This window comes from Methylophaga sp. F7, from assembly GCF_056863975.1.
In genome coordinates, this window is sequence record NZ_CM166511.1 from 2,039,948 (window position 1) to 2,052,480 (window position 12,533).

General features: G+C 44.9%; 14 protein-coding genes. 3 read left to right on the forward strand and 11 right to left on the reverse strand.

Annotated elements, in window-relative coordinates; all coding sequences use genetic code 11:
* Positions 1-8: 8 nt before the first annotated feature.
* The 6 genes from hisS to ndk all read right to left on the reverse strand — a co-directional run bounded on the left by hisS (position 9) and on the right by ndk (position 5,629).
* Positions 9-1,277: a histidine--tRNA ligase gene (gene hisS / locus AC08OG_RS10295; RefSeq protein WP_482929448.1), complete on the reverse strand. Its 1,269-nt coding sequence runs from the start codon at positions 1,275-1,277 to the stop codon at positions 9-11.
* 2 nt (positions 1,278-1,279) lie between these two features.
* Positions 1,280-2,398, reverse strand: a complete 1,119-nt coding sequence (ispG, locus tag AC08OG_RS10300; protein ID WP_292354211.1) for a flavodoxin-dependent (E)-4-hydroxy-3-methylbut-2-enyl-diphosphate synthase — start codon at positions 2,396-2,398, stop codon at positions 1,280-1,282.
* On the reverse strand, positions 2,398-3,234 hold the full coding sequence (locus AC08OG_RS10305; protein ID WP_482930544.1) for a RodZ domain-containing protein: 837 nt from the start codon (positions 3,232-3,234) through the stop codon (positions 2,398-2,400). Before AC08OG_RS10305 ends, ispG begins: the two co-directional genes overlap by 1 nt.
* A 94-nt stretch (positions 3,235-3,328) precedes the next feature.
* Entirely contained in the window at positions 3,329-4,084 is a 756-nt protein-coding gene (gene pilW / locus AC08OG_RS10310) for a type IV pilus biogenesis/stability protein PilW (protein ID WP_292399482.1), read from the reverse strand.
* The gene (rlmN, locus tag AC08OG_RS10315) at positions 4,081-5,187 is read right to left on the reverse strand and encodes a dual-specificity RNA methyltransferase RlmN (protein WP_292354207.1); all 1,107 of its coding nucleotides are present in this window, start codon (positions 5,185-5,187) and stop codon (positions 4,081-4,083) included. Before rlmN ends, pilW begins: the two co-directional genes overlap by 4 nt.
* Before the next feature lie 10 nt (positions 5,188-5,197).
* Positions 5,198-5,629, reverse strand: a complete 432-nt coding sequence (gene ndk / locus AC08OG_RS10320) for a nucleoside-diphosphate kinase (protein WP_292354205.1) — start codon at positions 5,627-5,629, stop codon at positions 5,198-5,200.
* A 171-nt stretch (positions 5,630-5,800) separates the two neighbouring features.
* Between ndk and AC08OG_RS10325 the strand changes: the two genes are divergently transcribed.
* Entirely contained in the window at positions 5,801-6,673 is an 873-nt protein-coding gene (locus AC08OG_RS10325; RefSeq protein ID WP_292399485.1) for an NAD(+) kinase, read from the forward strand.
* Positions 6,667-8,340: a DNA repair protein RecN gene (recN, locus tag AC08OG_RS10330; protein WP_292354200.1), complete on the forward strand. Its 1,674-nt coding sequence runs from the start codon at positions 6,667-6,669 to the stop codon at positions 8,338-8,340. Before AC08OG_RS10325 ends, recN begins: the two co-directional genes overlap by 7 nt.
* 1 nt (position 8,341) lies before the next feature.
* Here the strand turns inward: recN and fur are convergent, their stop codons facing one another.
* Positions 8,342-8,764 (reverse strand): ferric iron uptake transcriptional regulator, encoded by a 423-nt coding sequence (gene fur, locus AC08OG_RS10335; RefSeq protein ID WP_482929449.1) that lies wholly within the window; start codon positions 8,762-8,764, stop codon positions 8,342-8,344.
* 77 nt (positions 8,765-8,841) lie between these two features.
* Between fur and AC08OG_RS10340 the strand changes: the two genes are divergently transcribed.
* Entirely contained in the window at positions 8,842-9,420 is a 579-nt protein-coding gene (locus AC08OG_RS10340; protein ID WP_292354197.1) for an outer membrane protein assembly factor BamE, read from the forward strand.
* A gap of 12 nt (positions 9,421-9,432) precedes the next feature.
* Here AC08OG_RS10340 and AC08OG_RS10345 read toward each other — a convergent pair whose 3' ends face one another.
* The 4 genes from AC08OG_RS10345 to AC08OG_RS10360 all read right to left on the reverse strand — a co-directional run bounded on the left by AC08OG_RS10345 (position 9,433) and on the right by AC08OG_RS10360 (position 12,529).
* Complete coding sequence (locus tag AC08OG_RS10345; protein ID WP_300493966.1) at positions 9,433-10,062, reverse strand: carbonic anhydrase; 630 nt, start codon at positions 10,060-10,062, stop codon at positions 9,433-9,435.
* A 3-nt stretch (positions 10,063-10,065) separates the two neighbouring features.
* Complete coding sequence (locus AC08OG_RS10350; protein WP_292354193.1) at positions 10,066-10,707, reverse strand: MBL fold metallo-hydrolase; 642 nt, start codon at positions 10,705-10,707, stop codon at positions 10,066-10,068.
* A 74-nt stretch (positions 10,708-10,781) separates the two neighbouring features.
* Positions 10,782-11,909 (reverse strand): hypothetical protein, encoded by a 1,128-nt coding sequence (locus tag AC08OG_RS10355; protein ID WP_482929450.1) that lies wholly within the window; start codon positions 11,907-11,909, stop codon positions 10,782-10,784.
* A gap of 203 nt (positions 11,910-12,112) precedes the next feature.
* A complete protein-coding gene (locus tag AC08OG_RS10360; protein ID WP_292354190.1) occupies positions 12,113-12,529 on the reverse strand; it encodes a hypothetical protein in 417 nt (138 codons plus the stop codon).
* Positions 12,530-12,533: the final 4 nt, after the last annotated feature.

The following is a 12,533-nucleotide window of genomic DNA, read 5'->3' on the forward strand; positions in this document are numbered from 1 at the left end:
GTTAACTGTTAGTTGAATGCCGAAGCAGAAAGAAAATTCGCTAGTTCAGACCAGGCTAACGTCTGTTGCTCGCCTGTGGCCATGGTTTTCACACCAATGGTTTGCTGCGCCATTTCCTCTTCCCCCAAAATTAAGGTCCAGCGCGCTCCGCTGCGATCAGCCCGCTTAAATTGGCTTTTAAAACTACCACCACCACAGTGGCTAATCAAGCGAAGTTGAGGAAGTTGGTCTCTCAGACTCTCTGCTAATAATAATGATTGTGCGGCGGCGACATCCCCTACTGCAACCAGATAGACGTCAGGACCGGATATTTCAGGTAGTACTCCACCCGCTTCCAGTAGTGAAATCAAACGTTCAAGCCCGATGGCAAAACCTATCGCAGTGGAAGTCTTACCGCCAAGTTGATCTATCAGTCCGTCATAGCGCCCGCCCGCACATACTGTTCCCTGGGCACCCAGTTGATCGGTTACCCATTCGAAAACTGTTTTGCCATAATAATCCAGTCCTCGGACCAGTCGGGGGTTAACTTCAAAAGCAATTCCGGCTTCCGTTAAGGTAGCGCATAATTGCTCAAAGTGTTCAGCTGACTCTGCATCAAGATAATCTATCAACTTAGGTGCGGCCTGGTTAAGCGTCTGCATTTCAGGATTTTTACTGTCCAGAATGCGTAAAGGATTGCTCGATAAACGCCGTTGACTGTCCTCATCAAGTTGCTCTTGATTAGCTTGGTAATATTCAACCAGCTTTTGACGATATTTAACACGAGCTTCTGTACTGCCCAGCGAGTTTATCTGCAGGGTAATATCTTTTAATCCCAGCTTTTTCCATAACCTGGCCGTTAGCAGGATCATCTCTACATCGATATCGGGTCCACTGAAGCCATAGGCTTCGACACCTAACTGATGGAATTGGCGATAGCGGCCTTTCTGAGGACGTTCATGGCGAAACATGGGCCCCATATACCAGAGCCGTTGTTGCTGATTGAACATACCATGTTCCATGGCCGCCCTGACGCATCCAGCGGTGCCCTCTGGACGCAGAGTGAGGCTATCACCATTACGATCATCAAAGGTGTACATTTCTTTTTCAACGATGTCCGTGACTTCGCCGATAGACCGCTTGAATAATTCGGTTTTTTCCAGAATGGGTAACCGTATTTCCTGATAACCGTAGCTATCGAGAACCTGTTTCAGGCTGGTTTCCACTACTTGCCAGTACGGCGTCATTTCCGGAAGAATGTCATTCATTCCCCGGACAGAACGGATAATCTCTGCCACCTTTAGCTTATGTCCTTTATCGGAATTACTTTTTCGGGTTGTTCACTTCGCAGCGAAATCCGTTGACGAATTTCTTTTTCCAGCTGATCAACCAATGATTCATTATCTAATTTATGATGCGGTTTACCGTCACGATATAACAGATTGGGTGAACCTCCAGTCAGACCGATTGCCGCTTCTTTTGCTTCACCCGGGCCATTTACCACACAACCGATAACGGCCACATCCATCGGTTCAATAATATCTTCCAGTCTGGCTTCCAGAGCGTTGACTGTTGAAATTACATCAAATTCCTGTCTGGAACAGGATGGGCAGGCAATAAGGTTAATTCCTTTGCTGCGAATGCGCAGGCTTTTCAAAATATCAAAACCGACGCGAATTTCTTCGACAGGATCAGCGGCCAATGAGACACGGATGGTATCGCCAATGCCTTCAGCAAGCAGCATACCCAAGCCTATAGCTGATTTGACTGCTCCACTACGCAGACTTCCTGCTTCGGTGATACCCAGATGCAAAGGCTGCTCAATCTGATCAGCCAACTGTCGATAGGCATGCACTGTCATAAACACATCAGATGCTTTCAGACTGACTTTAAAATCTGGGAAATTAAGGCGATCCAGAATATCAATATGACGCAAGGCCGACTCGACTAAAGCTTCAGGCGTTGGTTCACCATATTTTTTTTGTAATTCTTTTTCCAATGAACCGGCATTGACACCAATGCGGATTGGAATACCAAAATCTCGTGCCTTGTCGACAACAGCCCGCACCCGATCTTCGCGACCAATATTGCCCGGATTAATACGCAGGCAATCAACACCCAGCTCAGCCACCCGCAGCGCAATTTTATAATCGAAATGAATATCGGCAATTAAAGGGATATCCACCAACTTACGAATCGCACCAAAAGCCTCTGCCGCATCCATTGAAGGGATAGAGACCCGAACCAGATCAGCACCCACTTTCTGTAATCTCTGGATCTGATCAACGGTGGCAGCAACATCTGTTGTTTCGGTATTGGTCATACTTTGAACGGCAATCGGCGCATCACCGCCTACCGGGACATTACCAACCATAATTTGACGTGATTTTCGACGTTTTATCGGTGAAGCAGTTTGCATTAAGAATCTTCTCCCAAGGTAAATCGAGCCACATTACCGCGAGTGTATTCAGTAATATCGATGATATCGCCATCAAATCTGACAGAAGCGGCATTCGCCTGCCCCAATGAAACTTGTAAAGGTAGCGTACCGGTCAATTCGACCGTATTACCTGCTCTGACCACACGACTAATCAGAACTTGCTGACTGGCATCTCTGACTTCAACCCAGCAATCTGCATCCAAACCAATGATAAGGTTCTTTTCAGTTGTAGCTTCTGCTGTAGCAGGTTCTGCATCTTCAACTTCTGCAGGTGGGGTTATCTCAGCTTCAAATGGTTCATCGAGGGCGGTATCCGCGGTATCCAAAGTTGGCTCAGATGTATCGGTTTCATCTGGTGATAAAGGTTGTTCCTCCAGGCTGATATCATTAGACTCAGTCACTGGAACAGGATTAACATTATTCTCGGTTTCCGGCTCATCCAATGGTTCAAGCAGTGTTCTCTCTGCCGGCTCATTATTCTGTACAAGTTGCGTCGCCTGCCATTGCTGGTAGGCAAACCAGGTCAAAACTGCCACGGTAATCAGCAATATCAAAGGCAGCCAGGGGAATGTTGATTTTGCAGGTTTAATCTGTTGAATTGGTGCTACCGATGGGCTTCTTTTATCAGTCTCGGTGAATTCGATATTAAAACCTGCCAGCATTTCATCCTGTGGAAGCCCCAAAAACTTTGTATAACTCAGGAAATAACCACGGGCATAAGTTCGACCATGCAGCTTATCCCAGTCTTGTTCTTCGAGATGGACAATGGCGCTGCGAGTCACCCTCAACTGGGCTGCCGCATCAGAAACCGAGATTTTTTTGCTTCGCGAGCTTCCCGCAGTCGTCTACCAACGTCCACTGATGATGAAACAACATTTGGTTCTTCTGAATGACTCTCAGTCATAAACGTTAAATACCTTCATTGACCATGCGCATTTCATCAGAATCCGGAAAACGGGCTCGCATAATTAACTCGTAACTTGATACGGCGTCTTCATTGCCCAATTTGGATTCAGTTTTAATCGCGGTTAGTAAAGCCTGTGGTGTCCACGGAGAAACACTACTGTAACGCTGAACATAAGCGCGTGCCTGCATGTAATTCTTTTGTTCATAGCTCAAATCAGCCATCCCAATTAATGATTTACTCAGATTTGGATTGATCTGTAACGCCCGTCTGAAATGGGATTCAGCTTTGACCAGATCCGGAATTTGTCTGGTACAGAGTGCAGCGTTTTCATAGGCCATGGCAGCACTTTGATAGAGCGGGTTTTCCACGGATTTTAAAAACCGCTTTTCAGCCTCTACATATTTGCCTTGCTGGCACAGAAACACACCATAGTTATTTTGTGCTTCGGAATATTCCGGAGCTCTGCTAACCGCTTCTTTAAAATGTTTTTCGGCTTTTTCATCTTCACCCAGTCGTTGATAAAGCAAGGCGATAGTATTGTGAGCACTGGGTAAATTTGGATTTTGTTTCAACGCTTTATTAAGCTTCTCCATGGCGATTTCATAATCACCACGTTGCAGATAACTCAATCCCAATTGCATATTCAATTCAGCCGCCTTGGGATCCGGCGCAATATGCTCACGTGGCCCGGTTGTACCACATGCGGTAAGCATTATGATTGATGTCGCCAGAAAACCTATTTTCAAAAATGATTTCATCGGACGAAAACAACCTCCCGTTCAGCTAATCTTTGAGTACGACGAGTTTTATCCTGAACTTCGCCTGCCAGTTGACCACAGGCTGCCACGATATCATCACCACGGGTTTTTCGTACAGTCGCAACCAGACCGGCCGCGATCAACTGCTCTTTAAAACGATTAATGACATTTTTTGAAGAGCACTGGTAATCGGTGCCCGGGAAGGGGTTAAATGGAATGAGATTGATTTTGTTCGGTATGCCTTTCAAAATCCGGATCAGATCCCGTGCATCCTTTTCCGAGTCATTAATTCCTGCGAGCATCACGTATTCAACTGTGATGTGACGACGCAATTGCTCACCCGTCACATATCGTTTACAAGCCGCTAATAATTCAGCAATCGGGTATTTATCGTTTAACGGAATAATCTCGCTGCGTAATTTATCGTTCGCAGCATGTAATGATATGGCCAGACTGACATGGCAATCTTCTTTCAGACGATCAATCATTGGCACGACACCTGAGGTGCTCAACGTTAACCGTCGCCAGGAGATACCATATGCCAAATCATCACGCATAAGATTCATCGCTGAAATCACATTATTGTAATTTGTCAGCGGTTCTCCCATGCCCATCATCACCACATTGGTAACCATTCGATTGCCTTTGGGGTCTTTACCTAAAGCCTCATTGGCAATCCACAACTGAGCAATAATCTCGGCAGCACTGAGGTTGCGATTAAAACCTTGTTGACCGGTTGAACAAAAAGTACAGGTTAAGGCACATCCCACTTGAGACGACACACATAAAGTCCCACGACCATTTTCCGGAATAAATACCGTTTCAATGGAATTATCACCATCCATTTTGATGATCCATTTACGGGTTCCATCAGTGGATATGTGCTCGTGTAACAATTCGGGTACGCGTATCTCGGCAATCTGACTCAGTTTTTCGCGCAACGATTTACTCAGATTACTCATCTGGGCAAAATCAGTGACACGATATTGATGAATCCATTGTAAAAGTTGACGCGCACGGAAGGGTTTCTCACCGATTTCGATGAAAAACCCTTCCAGACCTTTCAGATCCAGACCAAGCAGATTGGTCAGTGCAGTTGCCATCAGTTATTGATTAGCGTGTGCGAGCGCACAATTGATCATCAGTAAAGAAATACGCAATTTCACGTGCTGCACTTTCAGCAGAATCAGAACCATGAACAGCATTTTCATCAATACTTTGCGCAAAATCAGCACGAATGGTGCCAGGTGCCGCATCAGCAGGATTGGTTGCACCCATCAGATCGCGATGAGTAATAACCGCATTGTCACCTTCCAGAACCTGAATCATGACAGGGCCAGAAGTCATAAAACTCACCAAATCGCCAAAAAATGGACGTTCTTTATGTTCCGCGTAAAAGCCTTCAGCTTGCTGCTGTGTAAGATGCACCATACGGGCTGCTACGATAGACAGACCAGCTTTCTCGAAACGTGAGTAAATCTCACCAATAACATTCTTTGCTACCGCGTCCGGTTTGATAATTGACAGAGTACGTTCAGTCGCCATGTGTATCCTCATTGATTGATTGGATTAAATCGACATATTCTAGCATCTATAAGACTCAGAGATAGTAACGTTCACCGAGTTTTTATTAAGCGGTCAATTTTGCTTTGGATTTGATGACAAAACCATTACCATCAGCTGACTATTTTTTGATAAAACTCAAATGCAAATTCGATGATGAATAACACATTTAAACGTATCGGCCTGTTCATCCGTAAGGATGATCCTGTCCTGGAAACTGCTGTAATTCAAATAAATGAATTCCTGATATCCAGAGAGTTACAGGTATTTTGCAACGAGCCGATAAGTTTTTTACCTGATTTGGAAGTTATTTCGATCGCAGAGTTTCCTTCAAAATGTGATTTAACTATAGCGATTGGCGGGGATGGCACCATGCTATCTGCCTCACGAGCCCTGGCAGGATTTGATTTACCGGTTGTTGGCGTAAATGTTGGCCGGCTGGGTTTTTTAGCTGATGTCACCCTGAATAATCTGCAATCTCAGTTAGGTCGAATTCTTGACGGCCAATATCGGCATGACAATCGGTTTTTGTTACAAGCCCACCTGAATAATGCTGAAGATCCAATTAGCATTGCCATGAACGATGTAGTGGTGCATTCACATCAAAGCCGACATATGATTGAATTTGAAACCCATATCAATGGACGGTTTTTAAACAGCCAACGTGCTGATGGATTAGTTGTTGCTACGCCCACCGGCTCAACCGCTTATGCCATGTCAGCGGGAGGTCCGATTCTTGATGTTGATTTGGATGCGGTGGTGTTAGCATCAGTTTGTCCACACACTTTGAGCAATCGTCCTCTAGTGATTGCGGGCAGCAGCATTATTGACATTACATTAAGTGAAAATAACATTACCACAGCAATGGTCACTTGTGACGGACGTCCTGGCCACGAGCTTAAACCTGGCGATACTGTCCGAATTCAGCGTCATCTAAACCGTATAGATTTACTGCATCTTGAAGATCATGATCATTATTCAATTTTGCGTGCCAAACTGGAATGGGGCCGAAAACTGACATGTTGATAGCGTTAACTGTTCGCCAGCTGGCGGTGGTAGAAGATTTATCCTTAACTTTTAAATCCGGCATGACTTCACTAACGGGTGAAACCGGGGCCGGTAAATCCATATTGGTGGATGCCCTTGGTCTGGTACTGGGGGATCGTGCTGATTCAAATATGGTACGCCATGGAAGTGAACGTGCTGAAATAGAAGCCAGTTTTGATATCAGCAGTAACTTGCCGCTTCAACAGTGGCTTAAAGAACAAGAACTTGATGATGAAGATCAATGTCATCTGCGCCGAACAATCAGCCGTGATGGTCGCTCCAAAGCGTATATCAATGCCCGACAGGTTGCATTAACCCAACTACGTAATATCAGTGAATTAAGTGTTGATATTCATGGACAGCATGAACACCAATCCTTGTTACGGACGGAGACTCAGCGCGAACTTCTGGATATTGTCGCTAACAATAAAGCCCTGCTTAAATCATTAAAACAAGCCCATGCCGAGTGGCAAAAAATTCAGCAGCAACTGGCTGCAATCCGTCAGCAAACTGAACAGCAACTGGCACGTCAGGAATTATTAAACTATCAGGTCAGTGAGCTTGAACCGTTGGCACTGACAGACGAGAGCATCAACTTACTGCTACAGGACCAGCAACAGCTTGCACATGCTGCTCAACTTCTCCATACCAGCGAATCAACTCTGCATAATTTATTTGAGCAGGAGCATGGTGCGGCTTACGATCTGATTGGTTCTGCACTGACCGAGCTGGAAAAGTTACAACAATACGAACCCCGTTTTACCGAAATCATTGAGACATTGAACAGTGCAGCAATCAACCTTGATGAAACGGCCACTTCGCTACGTCATTATCTGGACAGTGCGGATCTGGATCCGGCGAGGCTGGAAGCCGTTGAAGATCAGTTAGCTGTGTTACATGATCTGGCGCGTAAACATCATGTTGAAATTGAGGCCTTACCTGCCCATTATCAGGCTTTGTGTGATGAATTGGATAGCCTGTCAAAATCCCAGCAAAATCAGACAGAGTTATCTCAGCAACTCAAAGCCCAGGAAAAATTATGTCTGGATTTATCTGCACAGATCCGTGCAAACAGAGAAAAACATGCCAAACCTCTGGCGGAGACCATTACCCAGTCCATACAACAACTAGCCATACCTGCTGGCCGTATAGAATTTGTTATCACACCCTTTGAGGATGGCAAATTCAGTGAACATGGTGCGGATCAAATTCAATTGTTGGTCAGCACCAATCCCGGCCAGCCAGCAGGAGAATTGGGCAAAATTGCATCGGGAGGTGAATTAGCACGGATAAGCCTGGCCATTCAGGTAGTTACTGCAGGAAAACGTAGCGTTCCAACGTTGATATTTGATGAAGTTGATGTGGGAATAGGCGGCGGCGTTGCTGAAATTGTTGGTCAACATCTCAAATTACTGGCATCCAGCCAGCAGGTGATCTGTATTACTCATTTACCTCAAGTCGCAGCACAAGCTCATCAGCAACTGCAGGTTACAAAGATTCTGGGTGAAGATAAAACCCATACCGAAATCAGCGAACTTAATCGTGAACAACGCATTGAGGAAATTGCCCGGATGCTGGGCGGAATGAACCTGACCCAGAAAACTCGTTCACATGCTGAAGAGATGCTGGATCAGGGACAAAACTGATTTATCGTTCTTTTTTGCAGTCGTCGCGGTTGCAAATGCCATAGATGTAAAGGCTGTGATCGGTCATTTCAAACCCATTCGCCTTGGCAATCTCTCTTTGCCGCTCTTCAATCACCTCATCATAAAATTCGATAATGCGATTGCATTTCACACAGAACAAATGATCATGATGTTCGCCATCTTCCAGTTCAAAGACCGCATGTCCACCATCGATATTTAATCGTGAAACCAGCCCTGCACCCTCAAATTGCGTAAGCACTCGGTAAACAGTTGCCAGACCGATTTCCTCTCCCATTTCCAGCAAAGCCTTATAGACATCTTCAGCACTTAAATGGCGCTGTTTGGAGTGTTCAAGAATCTCCAGCACCTTTAAACGTGGCAGAGTAATTTTCAATCCCGCTTTTCTTAAATCTTGTCTTTCCATTATTATTGTTGCCTCGTAGAATAGTTACGAATAGCGTATCATCGCACTTTGGTCATCAACACAGAAACAAATACTAAATGAAAAGCCTGCTTATTTATAGCCTTTCCTTGGTTATTCTCACTCTCAGCGCCTGTAGCAAAGACAAAATCCCTGGTGTTTATCGAATTGATATTCAACAAGGCAACCAGGTTACACAGGAAATGCTCAGTAAGCTCGAACCTGGCATGACTAAAAGCCAGGTATCTTTTGTGATGGGAACACCGATGTTAATTGATGTATTCCATCCGAATCGCTGGGATTACATATACAGTTTCCACCCCGGAAACGGTACACGCGAGCAGCGTCGCATCACTTTGTATTTTGATGAAGCAGAAACGCTTGACTACATTGATGGCAATACCCAGATTGTTGAAAACATCCAATTAACGGAAGAACAGCGCACTGATACTAACGTGGTGGTTCCGTTAAACGAGAAGAAAACCGGTTTCTTCAATGGCATATTTAATGTTTTTGGCCTAGGCGAAGATGAAGCAGAGATTATCGAAGACGATAACGAAACTGATGCCGCTGAGAAAAAGCAGAAAGAAGCTCTGCCGGAAAACTTAGATGACTCAATGGGAACACAACCTGCAGGTCAGCTCCCAGATATTCAGTAAGTCCCTGAAACGCTATTCCTGAACCGGTTCAAACTGGCCGGTTTGGGAATTAAAACAAAGCAACTCTCCTGCTGCCAAGTCAAAATACCAGCCGTGTAAGGTCAAACGACCCTCTTCTACCCGTTGCTGAACACATTCAAAACTCATCAAATTATCCAGCGAAACTAGCACTGCACGTTGTTCGCAGGCCTTTAACTGACTGGCCTCATCGCCATCAGCGTGCGATTTAACCCAGTCCTTTGCCGGTTGTGCAATTGAAACCCACTGATGGATGAATTTTGAGTTTTGTTGTCCATCATCATCCCACAGCGCACGTATACCACCACAGTTGGCATGCCCCATGACAATAATGTTTTCGACTTCAAGATTATTAACGGCAAATTCAAGTGCTGAGCTGGTGCCATGATGTAAACCATCATTCTCACAGGGTGGCACCAGATTGGCGACGTTTCTGACGGTAAATAAATCCCCAGGATCACAATCTGTCAAAATCGCGGGATCAACTCGGGAATCGCAACAGCCAACCATTAAGGTTTTCGCTGGCTGCCCCGTTTTCATACTGGCATAAAGTCGGCTGTCCTGACCAAAGTATTGTTTTTTAAAACGTTGAAAACCTTCAATTAATCTATCTGTATTCGCCATTTTTTATGCATGTCTCAAAAACGTTAAAAAAGGATTATGTTGTTTCTCATGGGAAATGGTTGTGACCGGTCCATGACCACTATGCACTCGCAAATGCCCGGGTAATTGCATTAACCGTTGTAAGCTTTGCTGCATTATAGCCGGATTCCCCATAGGTAGGTCAGTGCGTCCAACGCTGCCAGAGAATAATGTGTCACCGACAAAGATATCCTGCTCGTCATAGTAACAACCCTGGCCTGGTGTATGCCCAGGGGTCGAGATAAACCTCAGTTTGGTATTCCCCAGCTGAATTTCATCACCATCGTCGACAAAATGGTCAATTCGTCCACATGGCCGATTAAATGCTGGCTCGCCAAACCAGTCCCCCTGTATCGGTAATGTCTCAAATAATGGAACCTCGTTTCGCGGCAGGTAGGTCGGCACATCAAATTGCGATTGTAAGTAGACCAGGCCTCCTGCATGGTCCAGGTGACCATGTGTTAGCAATATCATCTGTATGCGGGGACGAGGATTGATTGACAGCAACTTTTGAACTAATTCATCTGTTTCGCCGGTATCGATTACAGCTGCATCACCAGTCGTCTCATCCTCGATTAAATAGGTATTGACCTGAAATGCACCAACGGTAAAGCAGGTGATTTTCATCCTGTATAACTCTCCCAAAAAAAAACAGCTGGTCGGTTAAACCAGCTGTTTTTAATAATGACATGTAAGACGTTTTATTTATCTTTGTTTTTCTGCGCTTCGCGCGCTAAACGCATATTGTTTTCAAACCAATCACGTTTAATTTTTTGGGTACGGGCCAGATTGATATTAGCTTCATACCATTTCTTTTTGATATCTGCATGTGGATCGGGATGCAGATTCGCTTCATACCATTTTTGATGGCTTTCACGAGCCGCTTGCAGATTGGCTTCATACCATTTTTTATCACTGGCCGTCTGCTCATCACTGAATTCATACCAGTGTTTATCGGTTGGCGTCTGATCCAGATTGGCTTCATACCATTTACTGTGTTGTTCACGGAATTTGGCCAGATTAGCTTCTTGGAAGCGTTTTTTCCAATCGGTATCGCCCGCTTCTTTGAACTCATACCAATGGGTAGTCGTAGGCGTGTTGTCCAAATTGGCTTCATACCAGTGACGATTCGCTCTAACCGTTTCTACTGCTGTGCGTAAATTGGCCTCATACCATTTTTTCTTGGTATCAAGATGATCCACCATATTGGCTTCGTACCAATGCGTATCGCGCTGTTGAGCAGGACGCTGATTCGCTTCATACCATTTGGAATTTTCACGAGCAACATGGGTATTGTAGGCAAACCAGTCACGCTTGATTTGTTGGGTACGTGCCAGACTGATATTAGCTTCATACCATTTCTTTTTGATATCCGCATGTGGATCGGGATGCAGGTTCGCTTCATACCATTTTTGATGGCTTTCCCGAGCCGCTTGCAGGTTGGCTTCATACCATTTTTTATCACTGGCAGTCTGCTCATCACTGAACTCATACCAGTGTTTCTCCGTTGGCGTCTGATCCAGGTTGGCTTCATACCATTTACTGTGCTGCTCACGGAATTTTGCCAGGTTGGCCTGTTGCCAATGCCTTTTCAAATCACTGTATTGTGAATCAGCAAATTCATACCAATGGGTTTGTGTAGGCGTTTTATCCAGGTTCGCTTCATACCAATGACGGTTCGCCCGCACTGCTTCAACAGCAGTACGCAAATTGGCTTCATACCATTTTTTCTTGGTATCAAGATGCTTCACCATGTTCGCTTCATACCACGGACGTTCAGAATGCTTTACAGGATTCTGTGCCGCTTTGTACCAAGGCAGTTTTTTCATTTTATCTCTCACTGCGTTTGCGGATTGCAACTTAGCTTTAATGCTATCAACTGTTGCGTGATTGCTCTCGTACCACTTTGTTTTAATATCTATTGTGCTACTCATTGCGTTTACCTCTTTGGGTAGTTTTACAAACTGATACTACCCCAGAAGTGAAGCCTACTACAAGTAAAACCATGCGATGAGACAGCGAAATAATCTAATTATTCAAAGCAATGCTTTTCAGCTTTTACCCGCTGCAACATGGCTATTTTCTGTTCCACTTGCTGTGTTCTTCTGGCTTCTTTTTCATCTACCAGAGAAGAATATCCCAGATAGGCCAGACCCAACCATCCCTCAACAATCGGGATCGTATCAAAAGCAATTAATGTCGCGGCCAGTTTATTACTGCCATCCTCGTAAAAGCCAGGCTTGTAACTATAACGATATGGATGAAGCTGGTTGATAGCACCATCAATTTCAACGCAGCTATGCTTGCGGATTTCATCGGTAATTTGCACCACCGGCGGTTCATAATAAATTGGCTCAGTCGGCACGGGAACAGGTGTTAACGCCTGTACTGGTAACACCATAAAACCAAGCATCAAACCTATAGACTTGATAAAAAATTGATTTTTCATAACT